The sequence below is a fragment of the Kutzneria kofuensis genome (genome assembly GCF_014203355.1).
Taxonomy (GTDB): domain Bacteria; phylum Actinomycetota; class Actinomycetes; order Mycobacteriales; family Pseudonocardiaceae; genus Kutzneria; species Kutzneria kofuensis.
On record NZ_JACHIR010000001.1, the window covers coordinates 6511264 to 6530239 of the forward strand.

At 69.6% G+C, this 18976-nt stretch carries 18 protein-coding genes and 1 pseudogene; 9 read left to right on the top strand and 10 right to left on the bottom strand.

Features of this window, described 5'->3' with window-relative positions:
* The first annotated feature begins 68 nt into the window (after positions 1-68).
* Positions 69-347: a type II toxin-antitoxin system Phd/YefM family antitoxin gene (locus tag BJ998_RS30185; RefSeq protein WP_184866734.1), complete on the top strand. Its 279-nt coding sequence runs from the start codon at positions 69-71 to the stop codon at positions 345-347.
* Complete coding sequence (locus BJ998_RS30190) at positions 340-744, top strand: type II toxin-antitoxin system VapC family toxin (protein WP_312890395.1); 405 nt, start codon at positions 340-342, stop codon at positions 742-744. Before BJ998_RS30185 ends, BJ998_RS30190 begins: the two co-directional genes overlap by 8 nt.
* Positions 745-1191: 447 nt before the next feature.
* On the opposite strand, the pseudogene BJ998_RS30195 reads toward BJ998_RS30190, so the two are convergent.
* Positions 1192-1383, bottom strand: a pseudogene (locus tag BJ998_RS30195) (MBL fold metallo-hydrolase); the annotation flags it as partial.
* 62 nt (positions 1384-1445) lie between these two features.
* Here BJ998_RS30195 and BJ998_RS30200 point away from each other — a divergent pair.
* Together BJ998_RS30200 and BJ998_RS30205 are read left to right on the top strand one after the other, a co-directional pair.
* Positions 1446-1715, top strand: coding sequence for a type II toxin-antitoxin system Phd/YefM family antitoxin (locus tag BJ998_RS30200; protein ID WP_184866735.1), 270 nt, complete (start codon positions 1446-1448; stop codon positions 1713-1715).
* Between the two features lie 16 nt (positions 1716-1731).
* On the top strand, positions 1732-2166 hold the full coding sequence (locus BJ998_RS30205) for a type II toxin-antitoxin system VapC family toxin (RefSeq protein ID WP_246488687.1): 435 nt from the start codon (positions 1732-1734) through the stop codon (positions 2164-2166).
* Between the two features lie 18 nt (positions 2167-2184).
* Here BJ998_RS30205 and BJ998_RS30210 read toward each other — a convergent pair whose 3' ends face one another.
* The 3 genes from BJ998_RS30210 to BJ998_RS30220 all read right to left on the bottom strand — a co-directional run bounded on the left by BJ998_RS30210 (position 2185) and on the right by BJ998_RS30220 (position 4694).
* Positions 2185-3090, bottom strand: coding sequence for an HIRAN domain-containing protein (locus BJ998_RS30210; RefSeq protein WP_184866737.1), 906 nt, complete (start codon positions 3088-3090; stop codon positions 2185-2187).
* Between the two features lie 77 nt (positions 3091-3167).
* The gene (locus tag BJ998_RS30215; RefSeq protein ID WP_184866738.1) at positions 3168-3845 is read right to left on the bottom strand and encodes an MBL fold metallo-hydrolase; all 678 of its coding nucleotides are present in this window, start codon (positions 3843-3845) and stop codon (positions 3168-3170) included.
* Positions 3846-3914: 69 nt separating this feature from the next.
* Positions 3915-4694: a maleylpyruvate isomerase family mycothiol-dependent enzyme gene (locus BJ998_RS30220; RefSeq protein WP_184866739.1), complete on the bottom strand. Its 780-nt coding sequence runs from the start codon at positions 4692-4694 to the stop codon at positions 3915-3917.
* A 192-nt stretch (positions 4695-4886) separates the two neighbouring features.
* Between BJ998_RS30220 and uvrA the strand changes: the two genes are divergently transcribed.
* On the top strand, positions 4887-7748 hold the full coding sequence (gene uvrA, locus BJ998_RS30225) for an excinuclease ABC subunit UvrA (RefSeq protein ID WP_184866740.1): 2862 nt from the start codon (positions 4887-4889) through the stop codon (positions 7746-7748).
* A gap of 49 nt (positions 7749-7797) precedes the next feature.
* On the opposite strand, the gene BJ998_RS30230 is transcribed toward uvrA, so the two are convergent.
* Both BJ998_RS30230 and BJ998_RS30235 read right to left on the bottom strand, forming a co-directional pair.
* Positions 7798-8637 (bottom strand): C1 family peptidase, encoded by an 840-nt coding sequence (locus BJ998_RS30230; RefSeq protein WP_184866741.1) that lies wholly within the window; start codon positions 8635-8637, stop codon positions 7798-7800.
* 94 nt (positions 8638-8731) lie between these two features.
* Complete coding sequence (locus tag BJ998_RS30235; RefSeq protein ID WP_184866742.1) at positions 8732-9964, bottom strand: hypothetical protein; 1233 nt, start codon at positions 9962-9964, stop codon at positions 8732-8734.
* 107 nt (positions 9965-10071) lie between these two features.
* Between BJ998_RS30235 and BJ998_RS30240 the strand changes: the two genes are divergently transcribed.
* From BJ998_RS30240 to BJ998_RS30250, 3 genes are all read left to right on the top strand, one after another.
* A complete protein-coding gene (locus BJ998_RS30240) occupies positions 10072-10671 on the top strand; it encodes a hypothetical protein (RefSeq protein WP_184866743.1) in 600 nt (199 codons plus the stop codon).
* Positions 10672-10835: 164 nt separating this feature from the next.
* Positions 10836-11381, top strand: coding sequence for a sigma-70 family RNA polymerase sigma factor (locus BJ998_RS30245; RefSeq protein WP_376776013.1), 546 nt, complete (start codon positions 10836-10838; stop codon positions 11379-11381).
* A complete protein-coding gene (locus tag BJ998_RS30250; protein ID WP_184866745.1) occupies positions 11378-12085 on the top strand; it encodes an anti-sigma factor family protein in 708 nt (235 codons plus the stop codon). Before BJ998_RS30245 ends, BJ998_RS30250 begins: the two co-directional genes overlap by 4 nt.
* A 76-nt stretch (positions 12086-12161) precedes the next feature.
* On the opposite strand, the gene BJ998_RS30255 is transcribed toward BJ998_RS30250, so the two are convergent.
* Complete coding sequence (locus BJ998_RS30255) at positions 12162-13742, bottom strand: AMP-binding protein (protein WP_184866746.1); 1581 nt, start codon at positions 13740-13742, stop codon at positions 12162-12164.
* A gap of 106 nt (positions 13743-13848) precedes the next feature.
* Here BJ998_RS30255 and BJ998_RS30260 point away from each other — a divergent pair, with 106 nt between their 5' ends.
* Complete coding sequence (locus tag BJ998_RS30260) at positions 13849-14616, top strand: dienelactone hydrolase family protein (protein WP_184866747.1); 768 nt, start codon at positions 13849-13851, stop codon at positions 14614-14616.
* Here BJ998_RS30260 and BJ998_RS30265 read toward each other — a convergent pair.
* The 3 genes from BJ998_RS30265 to BJ998_RS30275 are packed head-to-tail and all read right to left on the bottom strand — an operon-like array spanning position 14613 to position 18858.
* Entirely contained in the window at positions 14613-16013 is a 1401-nt protein-coding gene (locus tag BJ998_RS30265; RefSeq protein WP_184866748.1) for a GntP family permease, read from the bottom strand. The genes BJ998_RS30260 and BJ998_RS30265 overlap by 4 nt on opposite strands.
* Positions 16010-17593, bottom strand: a complete 1584-nt coding sequence (locus BJ998_RS30270) for an N-acyl-D-amino-acid deacylase family protein (RefSeq protein ID WP_184866749.1) — start codon at positions 17591-17593, stop codon at positions 16010-16012. Before BJ998_RS30270 ends, BJ998_RS30265 begins: the two co-directional genes overlap by 4 nt.
* Positions 17593-18858, bottom strand: a complete 1266-nt coding sequence (locus BJ998_RS30275) for an amino acid deaminase (protein ID WP_312890579.1) — start codon at positions 18856-18858, stop codon at positions 17593-17595. The genes BJ998_RS30270 and BJ998_RS30275 overlap by 1 nt, the downstream gene beginning before the upstream one ends.
* Positions 18859-18976 lie beyond the last annotated feature (118 nt).

The window sequence follows — 18976 nt, forward strand, 5'->3', positions numbered from 1 at the left end:
TCCACGTGCGATCACCACAACGGTGAACTATGTAGCCCGTTGTGCTACGCCGGGCTACACTGGTGCGCGTGAAGGTGATCACCCAGCGGGAGTTTCGCAACAACTCCGCTGCCGTCATGGACGCGGTGGAGGCGGGCGAGACGTACCACGTCACGCGCAATGGCGTTGAGGTCGCGGAGCTGCGTCCCATCGCACGCAGGCGGCGCCTGACCGCCGAGGAGTTGGTCGAGCGGCACCGGAAGCTGCCACATGTCGACTACGCGCGCATGCGGCAGGAGGCGGACGACTTCTTCGGCGCTGAGGACCGTGTCGGTGATGACGATGTGTGGGAGCGTGGTCGTGGCTGAGCGTCACGAGTCCGGCGTGCTGGACACCTGCACCTACATCGAACTCGCCACGCTCGATTCAGCGGTGCTGCCGGCAGTGCCCGAGATCACGGCGATCACGATGGCCGAGCTGCATCAGGGCGTCGCGATGGCCAAGGACGCTGCGACGCGGGCGGCGAGGACCGAGCTCCTGGGCGCGGCCATCGTCGAGTTCGATCCGCTGCCTTTCGATGCCGAGGCCGCGACGCGGTACGGCACCTTGGTCGCGCTGACCCTGGAGGTGAAACGTGACCCGAAGCCGCGCCGCATCGACCTGATGATCGCGGCCATCGCGTCCGCCCGGGGGCTGCCGCTCTACACGCGCAACGAAGCCGACTTCAAGGGCCTGGAAGACATGGTCGAGGTCGTGGCCGTGTGAGTCAGCGGCGGGCGCCTTGGGCATCACGCTGCTGCTGACGCCGGACGGCTGCCATGGTGTCCGGCGGCAACAGGCCCCCAGCCGGTGCTGCCGCGTAACAGGACAATGCCGCCAGCGCGCGGCCAGCCGTACGCAAACCAGGTGTCCTGGCGGTACCCCGTGGCAAGCCACACGATTTCGGCTTTCGAACCTCGCCGCGCCGGCTGGTACACGTTGACGACCTGGGCAAGTCCGGCATCCGGCACGGTGTGCGCCTGGGACTGGATCTGGGCCCAACGCTGGCACAGCATGAGGTCGCGCCGCCGTTGTCGCCGTTTGACAAGACACCATATATCCGAACGGGCACCATGAGTCGGCGCTTTTCGCGACTTCTTCCGCGTGAATCGCGGACCTCCACAAAGCGGATGGGGCCGCCCGATTGCTCGGACGACCCCATCGAGAACCGCCTCACCAGCCGCGGGAGCGCCATTCTTCGAGGTGCGGCTTCTGCTCGCCCAGAGTCGAGTCGTCGCCGTGGCCCGGGTAGAACCACGTGTCGTCCGGCAGCACGTCGAACAATCGCGTCTGCACATCGTTGATCAGCGACGTGAAGTTCTCCGGCGACGTCGTCTTGCCGACGCAGCCGGGGAACAGTGAATCACAGCAGCGGTGAACATGCTACTGGGTAGCACCGTGTGGCACACCCGCGTACGATCAGTGCCATGTCGCTCCAACCCGAGATCACCCAGCGTGACCTGCGCAGCCGGTCCAAGGAGATCATGGACGCGGTCGAGCACGGGCAGTCGTTCACGGTCACCCGCGACGGCCACCGGATCGGGGAGTTGATCCCGCTGCGTCGCCGACGGAGGTTCGTCCCTCGGCAGGAGTTCGCCGCCATGTCGCGCAACGCGCCCAGCGTCGACATCGAGACCTTCCGGGCTGACCAGGACGCCACAGTCGATCACGAAGTGGACAGCGCGTATGACCGGTGAGTCTTACTCACAGGGATTGCTTGACACGAACATCGTGATCCTGCGCAAGTGGATCGACCCGAGCGAACTGCCCGACGAGATGGCGATCAGCGCGATCACGCTGGCCGAGCTGTCTGCCGGTCCGCACGAGGTTCGTGGCAACAGCGAGCAGAGCGCGTACGACGAGCACGCGGAGCGCGCGCGTCGACTGGAAATTCTCCAACGGGTGGAGAACGAGTTCGATCCGATCCCGTTCGACGCCGAAGCCGCGCGGATCTACGGCCGCGTCGCCGCCGCCGTGATCGGAGCCGGACGTAAGCCGCGGGGCCGGTTCGCGGATTTGATGATCGCGTCGATCGCGATCGCCGAGGGTCTGCCGCTGTTCACGACGAACCCGAAGGACTTCGTCGGCCTTGACGAGCTGCTGACGATCGTGCCGGTCGACCGCCCCGAGTTGCCGCGTCACGGCTGAGATCAAGCGGCGCACCCACTATTTTGCCGCTCGGGGCAGGCGCAACTCGACCTGTATGCCCTTGTCGCTTCGAAGGGTCGTCGCCTCGCAGGTGACGAGTAGGCCGCGGTCCAGCAGGGGAGCCACGACGTCGATGTACCGCTGGGTCATCGCGTACGTGAGCTGTCCGACTCGTTGGCCGTCGAGCCGGACTTCGATCGCGGATTCGCCCTTGTACTTGCCGCCCTGAATCGTGCAGAGGTCGAGTGAGGCAATCACTTCGCGAGGACGGGTCGGACTGTTCGGGCGATAGTGGGAAAGCGCCTGCTGGTGGTCTTCCTCCTTGGTGACGGTGCACGTCCAGTCATTGCGAAGGAGCACCGATCCGGCGGTCCCCTTGGCGATGGGATCGAGCGTCCCTGTCGCCGCGCCGATATCCGCGGGTGTGCCCAGGAGTAGATAGATGCCGTACAGCTTGGCGCCGCCGCCAGCGATCCTGGCCGCGCAGGTGCCGAGTTTGCCCTGCTTGCGCAAGGCGAGAAGATCCGGCTGGTACCTCGCGGCGACGTCCCGGGGCAGGTATCCCACCTTCACCGTGCGGTTGCCGGTCACCACATCGACGCGGACCGCTTTTCGGTCCCAGGTGTTCTCGGGCTCGGGGATGAGCGCCGCAGTCACCTTGATGTGCTGCGCCTCTGTGTTCCCGGCGGCCTGGCCGTGCGCGACGATGTGGAGTGCCTGCTGGTAATGGGATTCACCGACCACTCTCAAGTGCCCGGTCGCCGGCAACGGCACCGGCGCGAGGCTGATGTTCGAGTACCTCGGCGCTTCGGCGTGGCTGGTGATCGAGTTCCGTGGCTGGAGGACCACCCGCTGAACTGTCGCCGACATTTCCCGCCGGCCGGCTGGGGCCGACGCGGTCCGCTTGCGGGTGAACGGCCACATCTCACGCCTCCGATGTTCCGGCTGACCTCGGTCAGCCGGAACATCGGCTCAGACGGACGGACCGTTAGGGGTCCTGCTTACCAACCCCTGGCACGCCATTCGTCGAGGTGGGGCTTCTGCTCACCGAGGGTGGAGTCGTCGCCGTGGCCCGGGTAGAACCACGTGTCGTCCGGCAGCACGTCGAACAGCCGCGACTTCACGTCGTTGATCAGCGACGTGAAGTTCTCAGGCGAGGTCGTCTTGCCCACACCGCCCGGGAAGAGGGAGTCGCCGGTGAACAGGTGGGGGTGGCCGGCGGGGTCGCGGTAGAGGACGGCGATGGAGCCGGGGGTGTGGCCGCGGAGGTGGATGATCTCCAGGGTGGACTCGCCGACCTCGAGGGTGTCGCCGTGCTCGACGAGGAAGTCGGGCGGCACGGGCAGCGGCTCGGCGTCGAGGGGGTGGGCGGCGGTGTTGGCGCCGTTGGCCCCGGCGACGGCCCCGAGGGCCTGCCAGTGGTCGGGGTGCTGGTGGGTGGTGACGACGGTCTTCAGCCGCGGCCGCTCCGGGTCGTGGCCGAGCAGGTCGGCGAGCCGGTCGGGCTCGTTGGCGGCGTCGATCAGCAGCGCGTCGCCGCTACGCCGGCACACCAGCAGATAGGCGTTGTTGTCCATCGGCCCGACCGAGATCTTGGTGATGGTCAGGGCGTCCAGCGTCCGCCGCGCGGCCGGCCCGTTGGGCTCGACATGTCCCGTGTACTCCTCGACAACGTCCACGCCACCGAACTTAGTCGCTCGGCCACCGTCCCTCCATGGCGGCCGAGCGTTCACACGATGGGGTGGAGTTCACAGCCAGGAGGGCAACGCGGGCACGTCACCGCTGACGCCGGAGGCCCCACGGCCGGTCACCCAGGCGAGGGCCCCGCCGATACTGCCGGTGACGTTGTGCACCTCACCGTCGCCGGCGAGGTCCCAGCTGCGGCCACCCGCGGTCAGGTGCACGGACGGGCGCGAATCAGCCAGGCGGTAGTAGCCCAGCGCGTCGCCGATGAGGCGTTCGGCCAGGTCAGCGGGCACATCGGCGAAGTCGACGCCCATGTCCAGGTCGACCATGTGCACCCAGAGCTCGCTGACCCGCTTCCACGGCACCTGGCAGGCCCGGACCAGCCGGCCGCCGGTCATGGCCACCTCGGCCTGCCAGGCGCTGTCACCCAAACCGGTGGCAGCGGCGGCGAACCGGCCACAGGCGGCGACGATGTCCTGCTCGAGCAGCCACAGCGACCGCGGCGCGCCCTCGTCGATGTCGGTGTCCCGGTCGGCCCGGCTGGCGTACATGGGGTGCTCGACGCCGGTCCGGGCCCAGGTCAGGAGGTTGACGAGGGCGTCGGCGTTGCGGGCGAGATGGGTCAGCACATGTCCCCGCGTCCACCCGGGCAGCGCGCTCGCGCCCCGGGCGGCGGCATCGTCCATCGCCGCGACGACCTGCAGCAGTCTGCCGGTCGCCTGTTCCACCGCGGCCAGGCCGGCGGCGGCCTCGCGGACCGCCTCGGACTGCTGCACCCGTTGCGGCGGCACGGTGACCCCGGTGGTTTCGGACGTGTGCGTGGCGGAGGTATTACTGACCATCAGCTCATCCCGACGTCGCGGCGTGATCAGATACCTAACCCAGCGTACGGCCCCCCATCGCTCACCGGTAGTGCCCTGGACCTGCGGATCTCGCCCCTCGACGCAAATTGTCAGACCCTCGGCATAACATGGGTGCTCGACCACACTTTCGATCTTTACCGTCCGCCCGTCCTTGCCTGAAGAGGGGAACCAGTGGCTGACCGCCTCGTCGTCCGCGGCGCCCGGGAGCACAACCTGCGCGGCGTCGACCTCGACCTGCCCCGCGACAGCATGATCGTGTTCACCGGCCTGTCCGGCTCGGGCAAGTCGAGCCTGGCCTTCGACACGATCTTCGCCGAGGGCCAGCGGCGCTACGTCGAGTCGCTGTCGGCCTACGCCCGGCAGTTCCTCGGCCAGATGGACAAGCCCGACGTCGACTTCATCGAGGGCCTCTCGCCCGCGGTCTCCATCGACCAGAAGTCCACCAACCGCAACCCGCGGTCCACCGTCGGCACGATCACCGAGGTCTACGACTACCTGCGCCTGCTCTACGCCCGCGCGGGCAAGCCGCACTGCCCGGTCTGCGGCGAGGCGATCACCAAGCAGACCCCGCAGCAGATCGTCGACCAGGTGCTGGCCATGCCGGCCAACACCAAGTTCCAGGTGCTGGCCCCGATCGTGCGCGGCCGCAAGGGCGAGTTCGTCGACCTGTTCTCCAACCTGCAGTCCCAGGGCTACGCCCGCGCCCTCGTCGACGGCGCGGTGCACCTGCTGTCGGACGAGCCGCCGAAGCTGAAGAAGCAGGAGAAGCACCACATCTCCGTGGTGATCGACCGGCTCACCGTGAAGCCGTCGTCCAAGCAGCGCCTCACCGACTCCGTCGAAACCGCGCTGCGCCTCGCCGACGGCCTGGTGGTGCTGGACTTCGTCGACCTCCCTGAGGACGACCCGCAGCGCGAGCGCCGCTTCTCCGAGCGCCTGGCCTGCCCGAACGCGCACCCGCTGGCGATCGAGGACCTGGAGCCCCGCTCCTTCTCGTTCAACTCCCCGTACGGCGCCTGCCAGGTCTGCACGGGTATCGGCACCCGCAAGGAGGTCGACCCGGAGCTGGTCGTCCCGGACGACGAGCTGTCGCTGGGCGAGGGCGCGATCGCGCCGTGGCAGGGCGGCCAGTCCGCGGACTACTTCATCCGCCTGCTGGAGTCGCTGTCCACCACCATCGGCTTCCGCATGGACACGCCGTGGCGGCAGCTGCCGGCCAAGGTGCAGAAGGCCGTGCTGCACGGCATCGACGAGCAGGTGCACGTCCGCTACCGCAACCGCTACGGACGTGAGCGTTCCTACTACGCGAACTTCGAGGGCGTCATCCCGTTCCTGGAGCGCCGTCAGGAGCAGACCGAGTCGGAGTTCATGCGGGAGAAGTACGAGGGCTACATGCGGGAGGTGCCCTGCCCCGCCTGCCAGGGCACGCGCCTCAAGCCGGAGATCCTCGCCGTCACGCTCTCCCACAAGACGCAGGGCGACCGCTCCATCGCCGAGGTGTGCGCGCTCAGCGTCGCCGAGTGCTCGAAGTTCCTGGACGGCCTGACGCTGGGCAAGCGCGAGAAGATGATCGCCGGCGCGGTGCTCAAGGAGGTGCAGGCCCGGCTGCGCTTCCTGCTCGACGTCGGCCTGGACTACCTGTCGCTGGACCGGGCCGCGGGCACGCTGTCCGGCGGCGAGGCGCAGCGCATCCGGCTGGCCACGCAGATCGGCTCGGGCCTGGTCGGCGTGCTCTACGTGCTGGACGAGCCGTCGATCGGCCTGCACCAGCGGGACAACCACCGGCTGATCGAGACCCTGACCCGGCTGCGGGACCTGGGCAACACGCTGATCGTCGTCGAGCACGACGAGGACACGATCCGCGCCGCCGACTGGGTCGTGGACATCGGCCCGGGCGCGGGCGAGCACGGCGGCCAGGTGGTGCACAGCGGCACGTACAAGCAGTTGCTGTCCAACAAGCAGTCCATGACGGGCGCGTACCTGGCCGGCCGCAAGGAGATCGCCACGCCGGCGATCCGCCGCCCGGTGGACAAGAAGCGGCAGCTGACCGTGGTCGGCGCCCGCGAGCACAACCTGCGCGGCATCGACGTGTCGTTCCCGCTGGGCTGCCTGGTCTCGGTGACGGGTGTCTCCGGCTCCGGAAAGTCCACTCTGGTCAACGACATCCTGGCCACGGTGCTGGCGAACAAGCTCAACGGCGCCCGCCAGGTGCCGGGCCGGCACACCCGGATCAAGGGCCTGGACCAGGTGGACAAGCTGGTTCAGGTGGACCAGTCGCCGATCGGCCGCACCCCGCGGTCCAACCCGGCGACCTACACCGGCGTGTTCGACAACATCCGCAAGCTGTTCGCCTCCACCACCGAGGCGAAGGTGCGCGGCTACCAGCCGGGCCGGTTCTCCTTCAACGTCAAGGGCGGCCGCTGCGAGGCGTGCGCCGGCGACGGCACGATCAAGATCGAGATGAACTTCCTGCCGGACGTCTACGTGCCGTGCGAGGTGTGCAAGGGGGCCCGGTACAACCGGGAGACCCTGGAGGTGCACTACAAGGGCAAGACCATCGCCGAGGTGCTGGACATGCCGATCGAGGAGGCGGCCGAGTTCTTCGAGCCGATCACCGCGATCCACCGCCACCTCAAGACGCTGGTCGACGTCGGCCTCGGCTACGTGCGGCTGGGGCAGCCGGCGCCGACGCTGTCCGGCGGCGAGGCGCAGCGCGTGAAGCTGGCCAGCGAGCTGCAGAAGCGCTCCACCGGCAAGACGGTGTACATCCTCGACGAGCCGACCACCGGCCTGCACTTCGAGGACATCCGCAAGCTGCTGGGCGTCATCTCGGGCCTGGTCGACAAGGGCAACACGGTGATCGTGATCGAGCACAACTTCGACGTGATCAAGACGTCGGACTGGATCATCGACATGGGCCCGGAGGGCGGCTCCGGCGGCGGCACGGTGATCGCCGAGGGCACGCCGGAGGACATCGCCGAGGTGGAGAACAGCTACACCGCGGAATTCCTGCGGGACGTGCTGAAGAACTGAGCATGAATCGGGGCCCCGGCGAAACCGGGGCCCCGATTCCTTCAGTCACTCACTGAACCAGCTTGCCGACCGCGTTGGCCTCCTCGACCTGCCGCGAGAGGTAGTTCCAGGACAGGTTGATGAAACCGCCGTCGCCCCAGTTGGTGCCCCACGAGTTCTGCACGCGGACGCCGTTGCTGTCGTAGCCGATGATGGTGATCTCGTGCCCGCCCAGGTACTGGTCGCCCTGGACCGGGTAGTAGCTGTAGTCGGTCGCCTGCTGGCGGGAGATCCGCTCGAAGCTCTCGTACACGGGGATGGAGATCGCCACCGGCAGGCCCTGCGAGATGGCCTGCTGCACGCCGGCCTTGATGCCGCTGCCGGTGCTGATCGGCGTGTAGCCGGACAGCTTCCAGTTCGCGGCGTTGGCGCGCTCGCTGGAGTCGGGCTGGGTGGTGTAGTCGTAGTTGCCCTGCCAGTAGTGGTCCATCGTGTCGACGCCCTGCGAGGTCAGGATGTCGAACGTGTCCGAGGGCGTGCTGCCCTGGTCGTTGCCGCGGGCGAGCTGCGCGTAGGTGTACATCGGGGCCTGCGGGTGGCCGCTGATGCCCTGCTCGTTCTCCAGGATGCTCATCGCCGTGTAGTCGATCGCCCACGACACGCAGGAGCCGACCTGGCCCTGGTCGCCGGGAGTGACGGTGTACTGGGCGAGTGAGGCGCTGGTCGGCGCGAGCGGAGTGGCCCGCACGGCGAGGGCGTCGTGGTGGGCGGCCCGGTGCTGGGACGGCAGCGCGCCGTAGACCCGGTGCAGGGGGTGGGCCGGGGCGGCGGTGGCCATCGGGGCGACCATGGCGCCGACCGTGCCGGCGACGGCGAGCGCGATGGCGACGCGCGAGAGCGTGTTGCTCATGGACTGTCCTTTTCAGATCAGGTGCAGGGAGATCTGGAAAGGCAAAACTAAGTGTGAGCAACACTCGTGAAGTAGGTACTTTCGTCTGGTGGGGTTAACTGTTAATCGTTCGCCGATCAACGATTCCCAGCGCCGCGGCGATCACGGCCGCGGCGCACAACAGAGGGACCGTCACGTGTCCGTCGCCGAAAAGTACCCCACCCTGCTGGCCGCCAAACGTGACGGTCGACCAGAGAATGATTTCCGCACCCGCGGTGACCGCCACGGCGAGCAACGGTCCGAACACGACCTGTGTCGACGAGTGTTTGACCAGCGCCGGAAGGGCCGCGGCGGCAACGCATGCGAGCGCCGCGAACACCAGCCCCGGTGCCGAACCGCCCACGAAGGCCGAAACCAGGCACAGTGCGGCGGCGATGAAGGCCCGGAACGGCAACAGAGACAGACCGCACCCCACCACCACGCCGACTGCCGCGAACGGCCAAGCGACGCCGCCGCCGAGCGGCAGGCCGATGCCCAGCACCACACATGCGGCGGCCGCCAACCACGCCAGCGACCGCCAGCCGAGCAGGCTGCCCAGGATCACGGCGGCCGCCGCGAACGCGAAGCCGATGAGGCCCAGGGTTTCCTGGGGTGAGATGCCTTGCAGGAGAAGGGGGAGCAGCGCCAGGAGCGAGGCCAGGGTGCCGATCACCAGCGGACGAAGCTCCACAATGGAGCGAACGGGCCGAGCGGCCGGAAGCGCGGCGACGAGGCGGGGTTTCCCACCGGGCTGCGGGCGGTCGGTCGCGCCGGGTTTCGGATGATCGGTCGTGCGGGGCTGCGGACTGGGCTTCGGGCGTCCGCTCACCGGCCGACGCACGGTCGCCGCCAACAACCCGCCCACCGCGCCGACGGCGAGGAGCCAGTGCGCGCCGGGTAAGTACCCGCCGACCACGTAGCCGCCGACGGCGAACCCGGCCAGCGCGGGCAGCCCCACGTCCTGCGCCCCGGCCAGCACCGCCAGCAGGGTCAGGATCCGTACCGCGGTGGCCACGACCACCAGCGGCAGCCGCAGGCCGGCGGGCGGGTCGAGGGCGGCGACGAGCAGGGCGATGTCCACGGGAGCGGTCACCACGAGCAGATCCGGCCAGCGGTGGCCGAATCCGAGGCCGGCTCCGGTGGCGCCGACGACGGCGACCAGCACCAGCAGGGCGTCCAGCCACGTGGCGCCGGCCCCCAGCCGGCCGCCGGCGTAGACGACCAGTTCGCTCTGCTGGCCACCGTCGGCGGCGGCCCCGGCGGTGGCCAGCAGGAGCGCGGCGATCGGGAGCAGGTTCGGCCTCGTCACGGGGTGCACCGTAGGGGGTCGGCGAAAAAAGTTCCCCCGTTACCTGAACCAGTCAGACATCGCTGCCGTGTTCTGGGGTGTCCACGTCGACCGAAGGAGCACCCGCCATGAACCGGACCCGCGTTCTCGTGCTGGCAACGTCGGCGGCATTCGGTCTGGCCACGGTCGTCGCCTGCGGTGGCAACGCGACGCAGTCGGCCGGCGGCCCGCCCGCCCAGCCGACGACCCAGCAGCAGACCGACCCGAACCAGGTGAAGCTGACCGCCACCACGGTCGGCCAGCTGGGCCAGGTCGTCACGGACGCCGCCGGCATGACGCTGTACCGGTTCGAAGGGGACTCCTCGAACCCGCCGGCCTCCCACTGCAACGACAAGTGCGCCAAGGACTGGCCGCCGGCGCTGGCCACGTCCAGCACGGCGACGCTGGACGGCATCGACCAGTCGCTGGTCGGCGTCATCCTGCGCGCCGACGGCACCAAGCAGCTGACCATCAACGGCTGGGCGGTGTACCGCTACGCCAAGGACGCCGCGCCCGGCGACGCGAAGGGCCAGGGCGTGATGCAGAAGTGGTACGCGATCACGCCGCAGGGCAAGAAGGCCGCCGGCGCCCCGGTGACCGGCGCCGGCGGGACCCAGCCGACCAGTAGTACGAAACAGCAGTCCCCGACCACCAGCATCGACCCAGGTGCCGGCGGTTACGGCTACTGAGACCACCCACCAGCTCTGTCCGAAAGTGCAATGAGATGCAGCTGCTCGCAGTCTCGTCGACGCCAGGGTGGTTCACCGGCCCGACCCGAACTGTCGCCGGTCCGATCGATCTGGTACCCAATACCGCGAATCGACGGCAGCAACGTGGAGGTACGCGGGTGGGGATCGCAGAACGCTGGTCGCGCAGGGGAGGGAGGCAAGCCGGCGACGAGGCGCTGATCCGATCCCTGTACGAGGAACACGGTCGGAGTCTGCTCGCCTACGCGACGCGACTGACCGGCGACCGGGCCGCCGCCGAGGACGTCGTGCAGGAAACCCTGGTGCGGGCGTGGAAGCACGCCGACGACATGGTCAACCAGAAGGGCTCGGTGCGCGGCTGGCTGCTCACCGTGGCCCGCAACATCATCACCGACCGGGCGCGGGCCCGCGCGGTCCGCCCGACGGAGGTCGCCGAGACCCCGACGGCGCCGCCGATCCAGCGCGACCACGCCCAGTCGGTCGTCGACTCCATGGCCGTGCTCTCGGCGTTGAACACCCTTTCGGCCGAGCACCGGGACGTGCTCGTCGAGATCTACTACCGTGGTAAGTCGGTGACGGAGGCGGCGTCGACGCTGGGCCTGCCGCCGGGCACCGTGAAATCCAGATCGCACTACGCGTTGAAAGCACTGCGCACGGCGATGGCCGAGCAGCCGGCGGAGGTGACCCGATGACCGCTCCCGAGCACGACAAGGCGCTCGTCGGCGCGTATGTCCTGGGTGTCCTCTCGCCCGAGGAGATCACCGCGACCGAGACGCATCTGGAGACCTGCCCGGTGTGCCGCCGCGAGCTGGACGAGTTGCGGCTGCTGCACGACGAACTCGGCGAGGTGCCGCCGGAGGCGTTCCTCGACGGTCCGCCCGAGGGCGGCGACCTGCTGCTGCAGCGGACGCTGCGTGAGGTGCGCGGCATCTCGTCCCGCCAGCGTGTGTGGGGCGGCTCGCTGGCCGCCGCCGGCCTGGTCGCGGTGGTGGCGCTCAGCGTCGGCGCCGGCGTGTTCGTCGGCAACCAGACCGCTCCCGGCAACACCGGCGGTGTGGCCGCGCCGACCGCCAGCCCGCTGCCGTCGGGCACGAAGCACGCGGCCAACGTCGACCCGGTCACCGGGGCGCACCTGGCCGCGACCGTGATCCCGGCCAATGGCTGGGTCAAGCTGCAGGTGCAGGCCAGCGACATCGCCCCCGGCCAGCGCTGCAAGCTGATGGTCACCTCCAAGGAGGGCCGGCAGGAGCAGTTCGGCGGCTGGCTGGTCGGCGCCAACGCCACGCCCGGCAAGGCCATCACCCTGGACGGCACGGCGCTGATGTCGATCAACGACGTGGCCTCGGTGTCGGTGGTCAACGACCAGGGCCAGGTCCTCGTCAAGGCCCCCGTCTAGCCCGTTTGTCAAGCCCTTGGTGTTCGGAAAGGACCATTCCTGACGTCCAACGTCAGGAATGGTCCTTTCACAGCGGTCAGGGGGTTGATTCGAGGCGGTTGCGGATGACCTTGCCGGTGGCGGTGCGGGGGAGCCGGGGCACGATCACCACGTCGCGGGGGACCTTGTGCCGGGCGAGGCTGACCCGGACGAACTCCCGCAGCTCGGTGGGGTCGAGGTTGGCGCCGGGCGTCGGCACGACGAAGGCCCGGAGTCGCTGCCCGAACTGGTGGTCGGCGACGCCGATGACGGCGGCGTCGCGGACCTGGTAGTGGGTCATCAGCAGGTTCTCCACCTCGGCGGGGAAGACGTTCTCCCCGCCGGAGATGATCATGTCGTCCTCGCGGCCGTCGATGAACAGCCGGCCGGCCTCGTCGAAGTGCCCGAGGTCGCCGGTGTCGACGAGCCCGTCCACCTCGTCGCGGACGGTTCGGCCGGTGGACCGCAGGGAGCTGCCGACGAGGATCCGCCCGACCTTGCCGGCCCCGGTGATCTCGCGGTTGTCCACGTCGTAGAGCCGGACCGTGCTGTTGCGCGGGCTGAGGCCGACGGTGCCGGGCGCGGCCCGCAGGTCCTCGGGCGTGGCGACGGTGGCGACGGCGACCTCGGTGGTGCCGTAGAAGTTGTAGAGCACGTCGCCGAGCCGCTCCATGGTCAGCGTGGCCAGCGACGGCGCGAGCGCGGAGCCGGAGCAGAACAGCACCCGCAGCGCGGCCAGGTCGTAGCCGGACAGCTCACGCTCGCCGAGCTCCATGATCCGCTGCAGCATCGTCGGCACGACCACGAGCGTGCTGCACCGGTAGCGGTCGACGGCGGCCATGGTCTGCCGCGCGTCGAACCGCCGCCGCACCACCATGGTCGAGCCGAGGCCGAGCGCCAGCACCACGTGCAGGAAGCCGATGCCGTGGAAGATCGGGGCGGCGATGAACGTGGATTCGCCGGCCCGCAACGGGATCCGGTCGAGGAAGTCGGCGGCGGCCAGCCCGGAGCGGATCTTGCGCGGCGCGGCCTTGGGCGCGCCGGTGGTGCCGCTGGTCAGCAGGACCACTTTGGACACGTCACGGGGCCGCCGCAGCCGACCCTTCGGGGCGTCGGCGATGAGCTCGTCCAGCGTCGGCACGCCCGCGCCGGGCTCGTCCCGCCACGCCACGAACCGTTTCACCGCGGGATCCAGCTCCTGCAGCACTTCGGTGAACTCCTGGTCGTACACCAGCACGGTCACGCGTTCGCGGCGGATCAGCGCGGCCAGCTGCGGCGCGGCCAGGCCGGTGCCGAGCAGGATCGTGGTGACGCCGAGCTTTCCGCACGCCAGGATCGTCTCGATCGGACCGCGGTGGTCCCGGCACAGCACGGCGACCACGCTTTCCGACCCGATCTCCTTGGCCCGCAAGGACTTCGCCAGCGCGCTGGACCGCTGCTCCAGCTCGGCGAAGGTGACCTCGCCGCGGTCGTCGACGATGCCGGCGACCTCCGGCCGCCGTCGCGCGGCGAGCTTGGCCGCGCCGACGACCGCGCCCCAGTGCCGCACGTCGGACAGCGCCCGCCTGCTGCGCACCGCGTGCGCCGGACTGATCATGCCGGCCCTGGCCAGCACCCTGACGTCGTGCAGCCCGCTCATATAGGACAGTTAACGCAGCGGAAGCCTGGTCGGTTCAGCCGAACGGCGGTCGAGAAAAGAATTCCATTCTGCTATACTGGATAAAACGTGGTCTAGCATTCGGGCCGTGTGTTACGAACCCGATGCCGAGCCGCCCATCCCCGATCTCCTGGAAATCCCCGTGACCGTCTCGCGGGAGCCGATCAGATCCGCGGATGGCGCGGCGGTGAGCGCTTTCCACGCCATTCCCGAGCAGCGCACCGGGCCGGCCGTGCTGCTGTTGCCGGACAATCTCGGCCTGCGCGGGTTCTACGAGCAGCTGGCCGTCAGGCTGGCCCAACGCGGCCATGCCACCATCGCCATCGACTACTTCGCCCGCTCCGCGCCCGACGCACCGCTGATGCAACGGCTCGGCGAACTGCGCCGGGACACGCTGTTCGCCGATTTCGACGCGGCCATAGCGAAGCTTGGAGCAAACGTCGTGTCGTTGGGATTCTGTCTCGGCGGCCGATTCGCGTTCCAGACCGCGGCCGAGCGATTCGGCCTCTCCGGGGCGATCGGTTTCTACGGCGCCGTGCAGCCGATCCGGGACGCCCCCGGCCCGACGCAGCTGGCGCACACCTTCACCGCCCCGATCCTGGCCATCTTCGGCGGCGCCGACGAGGGCATCCCGCCGGAGTTGGTCGACGGGTTCGACCAGGCCCTGACGGCCGCCGGGGTGGAGCACGAGATCGTGACCTATCCCGGTGCGCCGCACGGGTTCTTCGACGCCGGCGTCGACGGGTTCGACCAGGAGTCCGCCGACGCCTGGCGGCGGGTGGAGCGGTTCCTGGACGAACGCGCCGGGCATCGAGCGGGAATCCCGATGCCCGGCGCCACGTCGAGGCCGTCCTAGACGAACACGCTGATCAGCGCGGCCATCCCGAAGCCGACCAGTGACAGCACCGTCTCCAGCACGGTCCAGCTGGCCAGGGTCTCCTTGACCGGGATGCCGAAGTACCGGGACACGATCCAGAACCCGCCGTCGTTGACGTGCGAGGCGATGATCGAGCCGGCGGCGATGGACATCGCGATCAGGGCGGTGTGCGGCTGCGAGTAGTGCAGCTCGGGCAGCAGCGGCGCGATGATGCCGCCGGTGGTGACGATGGCGACCGTCGCCGAGCCCTGGGCCAGCCGCAGGCCGCAGCTGATCACGTACACGAGCACGATCACCGGCAGCCCGGCCGCCCGCAGCGACCCGGCCAACGCCGTGCCGACGCCGGTCGCGGACAGGATCGCGCCGAAGAAGCCACCCGCGCCGACGACGAGCAGGATCATCGCGACCGGCCGCAGCGAGGCGGCGGACAGCTCCGCGGCCTGCGCCTTGGTCATGCCGCGCCGGTAGCCGAGCAGCCAGAACGCCAGCAGCACGGCGATGGTCAGGGCGATGCCGGGCGTGCCGAGGAAGGCGAAGATGTTCAGCGCCACCGAGTCCTTGGGCAGCAGGATGCTGCCGAAGGTGCCGCACAGGATGAGCACCAGCGGGATGCCGATGATGGCGCCGACCAGGCCCAGCGACGGCGGCGTGCGGTCGCGGTTGCCGCTGTCCTCGGCCGCCTTCTGCGCGGCGGCCAGCATCTCCTCGGGCACCGGCAGGTTGATCCGCTTGCCGATCCACGTGGAGAACAGGATGCCGCCGACGAACCAGGCGGGGATGCCGCAGGCCAGGCCCATCAGGATCATCCAGCCCAGGTCGATGTGCAGCAGGCCGGCGATGGCGACCGGGCCGGGGTGCGGCGGCAGGAACGCGTGCGTGATGGACAGGCCGGCGATCAGCGGCAGCGCGTACAGCACGATGGACCGGCCGCCGCGCTTGGCCGCCACGTACACCAGCGGCGCCAGCACGAAGATGCCGATGTCGAAGAACACCGGGATGCCGAAGACCAGGCCGGACAGGCCCATCGCCAGCGGCGCCCGCTTGTCGCCGAACGCGCGCAGCAGGCTGCCGGTGAGCACCTCGGCGCCGCCGGAGGCCTCCAGGATGGAGCCGAGCAGCGTGCCCAGGCCGATGATCAGCGCGACGTGCCCGAGGATGCCGCCGAATCCGGTCTCCAGCAACGACTTCGAGCTGGACTGGGCCGATCCGACGATGGCCGACACCGGCAGCCCGGCGCCCAGCGCCACCAGCAGGCCGGCGACCACGAGCGCGATGAACGGCTCGGTCTTGAACCGGATGATCAACAACAGCAGCACGGCGATGCCGACGGCGGCGAGCAGCAGGAGCCCGCCGGTCGAGTGTTGCAGCCAGGTCATCGTGATCCTCTCCGCAGGGAACCCCCGGGCGCGGCGCCGGTGGGCCGGTCGTCGTCGATCACGGGCACCCCGTTGACCAGCACGTACGGCAGCCCCTGGGCGCGCTGCCGCGGCTGGTCGAAGGTGGCCGTGTCGGCGACCCGTTCGGGGTCGAACAGCACGAGGTCGGCCGCGAACCCTTCGCGGACCAGTCCCCGGTCGGTCAACCCCAGGCGGCGCGCCGGACGTCCGGTCAGGTGCGCCACGCACTCCTCCATCCCCAGTACCCCCAGCTCACGCACGTACCGGCCGAGGTAGCGGGGGAAGGTGCCCCACGCCCTCGGGTGCGGCCGGTCGCCGACGAGCAGGCCGTCGCTGCCGCCGGTGTGCGTGCGGTGCCGCATGATCGCGCGCACGTTGTCCTCGTGGCCCACGTGCATCAGGCACGAGGTGCCCAGCCGCTCGTCGACCAGCACGTCGAAGTACAGCTCGGCCGGCGGAACGCCCAGCGCCGCAGCGGATTCGGCGACGCTGCGGCCGACCAGGTGCGCGTTGTGCCCGCCCCGCACGCCGTTGATCTCGATGGAGCGCCAGTCGATCGGCACGCCGTGGTTGCCGTCCGAGCCGGTCTGTTCCATCTCGGCCCGGATCCGCTCCCGCGTGTCCACATCGGACAATCGTGCCATGGCCGCGTCCGGCCCGCCCGCGCTCACCCAGCTCGGCAGCAGCGCCGACAGGTAGGTCGCGCCCGGCAGGTACGGATACGTGTCCAGCGTGACGTCCGCGCCGGCCTCGATCGCCTCGTCCAGCAGTGTCAGCAACTCGCCGGCACGACCCTCGTTCACCGGGAAGTTCATGGTGGCGTGCGCGAGGTGCAGCGGGCAGCCGGAGCGCCGCGACACGTCGACCATCTCCGCGTACGCCTCCAGCGCGCCGGCTCCGTAGCTGCGGTGATGCGGGCTGTAGTAGCCGCCGCGCGCGCCGACGACCCGGCACAGCTCGACCAGTTCCCCGGTGTCGGCGTACATCCCGGGCGTGTAGGTGAGACCCGATGACAGCCCGAACGCGCCCTCGGACAACGCATCGTCCACTGTGGACCTCATCGCGTCCATCTCGGACTCGGTGGCCGGCCGGTCGTCCCAGCCGACGTGCAGCATCCGCACGGTTCCCTGCGGCACCAGGTAGGCCGCGTTCACGGCGATGCCCTGGTCCAGCCGGTCCAGGTACTCGCCGACGGAGCGCCAGTTCCAGTCGAACCCGGGCGGGTCGTCGTTCCAGCCGGCCAGCTGCTTGCGCAGCGTCGCCAGCACCTCGTCGTTGACCGGAGCGTAGGAAAGCCCGTCCTGGCCGAGGACTTCGCACGTGACGCCCTGCGACACCTTGGCCAGGTGATCCGGATTGGCCAGCACCTGCAGGTCCGAGTGCGAGTGCATGTCGATGAACCCGGGGCACAGCACCAGACCCGTGGCGTCGATCACCCGCCCGCCGGTCAGCCCGGTCCCGATCTCCGCGATCCGCCCGTCGGCGACGCCCACGTCCGCGACCCGCCCGGGCGCGCCCGTTCCGTCGACGACCGTGGCCCCACGGAACACGATGTCCATCAGAAGAACGTCCTGACCAGGTCGACCACCCGCGTGCCGTCGACCACCGGCAGCAGCTGCCACTTGTCGAACACCGTGCACGGATGAGAGAGCCCGCACCGCACCCACTCGCCGACCTCGACCTGTTGGGAGCCCAGCCGCAGGTACGCGTGCTGGTCGTTCAACGCGCTGATCGACGCGCCGTGAAGGTCCTCGGTGGACCCGTCGAGGTGCCGAACCTGTTGCGGCTCCGGCAGTTCCTGGTCGTACGAAACGTCTCGCCGACCCATGGTGAGCAGCGCCAGCCCCGGCTCCGGGTGCGAGGTGACCTGGGACCAGGCGTGCATCGCCGGCCGGAACGGCTCGCCGCCGGGGAGCCGGTGCTTGCGGGAGAACGGCGACATCCGCCGGTACAGGCCGTCGTCGTGGATCAGGTACGAGCCGCTGCGCAGCACGCCCAACACCGGCAGCCCGTCCGGCCACGGCTTGGTCAACCCCTCGGCGACCTGGTCGAAGTAGGCGCTGCCGCCGGCGGTCGCGATCACCTGCTCGACGCCGTCGAAATGCCCGTCGGCGGCGAGCCGGGTGATCAGCTCGCGCAGCCGGGACATGTACGTGTCGATCTTGGCGAGTTCCTCGTCCTCGGTGCCGTGCGCCAAGGCTCCCTCGTAGCCGCCGGCCCCGACCAGCCGCAGCACCGGGCTCTTGCGCACCGCCTCGGCGATCTCGACGGCGTCCTCCAGCGACCGCACGCCGGTCCGCCCGGCCGGTCCGCCGAGTTCCAGCAGCACGTCCACCGGCCGTGTCAACGTCTCGGTCATCCGGGCCACGCCCTCGACGGAGTCGACCCAGCAGGTGAACTCGAACGACGGATCCCGGTCCAGCTCGTCGGCCAGCCAGCGCAGCGCGAACGGGTCGACGAGCTGGTTGGCCATCAGGATCCGGGACACGCCGAACGCCCGGTACACCCGCAGCTGGCTGATGTTCGCCGTGGTCAGGCCCCACGCGCCGTGCTCGAACTGGCGCTGGAACAGCTGCGGGGCCATGGTCGTCTTGCCGTGCGGGGCCAGCGCCAACCCGACCGAGTCGCACCACTGGGCCATCACGCGGATGTTGTGCTCCAGCGCCGGCTCGTCCAGCACCACCAGCGGGCCGACGAAGCCGCCCTCGAACAGGTCGGCCCCGACCAACTCGCCGAGCGTCGAGCCGTGGGCCGACGCCGGCATGCCCTTGAACCGCCAGTCGATCGTCTCCGAGCGCAACGCGGCGACCGCGTCGGCGTTGATCGAACTCACTGCTGCACCCCGTTCCCGGTGTTGCAAGATATGCAACGGTAGTTGCGCAATGTGATTCGTTGGTGTGTAGCATTCCGGGCAGCCGCCGTCAACGAACCCGAACTCCGGA

What these genes read in the sequence shown, in the direction of transcription:
- BJ998_RS30270 (WP_184866749.1), bottom strand. Translation starts at nt 17,593, where the DNA reads ATGGACATCGTGTTCCGTGGGGCCACGGTCGTCGACGGAACGGGCGCG.
- BJ998_RS30255 (WP_184866746.1), bottom strand. Translation starts at nt 13,742, where the DNA reads ATGAGCGGGCTGCACGACGTCAGGGTGCTGGCCAGGGCCGGCATGATC.
- BJ998_RS30250 (WP_184866745.1), top strand. Translation starts at nt 11,378, where the DNA reads ATGACCGCTCCCGAGCACGACAAGGCGCTCGTCGGCGCGTATGTCCTG.
- BJ998_RS30230 (WP_184866741.1), bottom strand. Translation starts at nt 8,637, where the DNA reads ATGAGCAACACGCTCTCGCGCGTCGCCATCGCGCTCGCCGTCGCCGGC.
- BJ998_RS30200 (WP_184866735.1), top strand. Translation starts at nt 1,446, where the DNA reads ATGTCGCTCCAACCCGAGATCACCCAGCGTGACCTGCGCAGCCGGTCC.
- BJ998_RS30240 (WP_184866743.1), top strand. Translation starts at nt 10,072, where the DNA reads ATGAACCGGACCCGCGTTCTCGTGCTGGCAACGTCGGCGGCATTCGGT.
- BJ998_RS30220 (WP_184866739.1), bottom strand. Translation starts at nt 4,694, where the DNA reads ATGGTCAGTAATACCTCCGCCACGCACACGTCCGAAACCACCGGGGTC.
- BJ998_RS30265 (WP_184866748.1), bottom strand. Translation starts at nt 16,013, where the DNA reads ATGACCTGGCTGCAACACTCGACCGGCGGGCTCCTGCTGCTCGCCGCC.
- BJ998_RS30210 (WP_184866737.1), bottom strand. Translation starts at nt 3,090, where the DNA reads ATGTGGCCGTTCACCCGCAAGCGGACCGCGTCGGCCCCAGCCGGCCGG.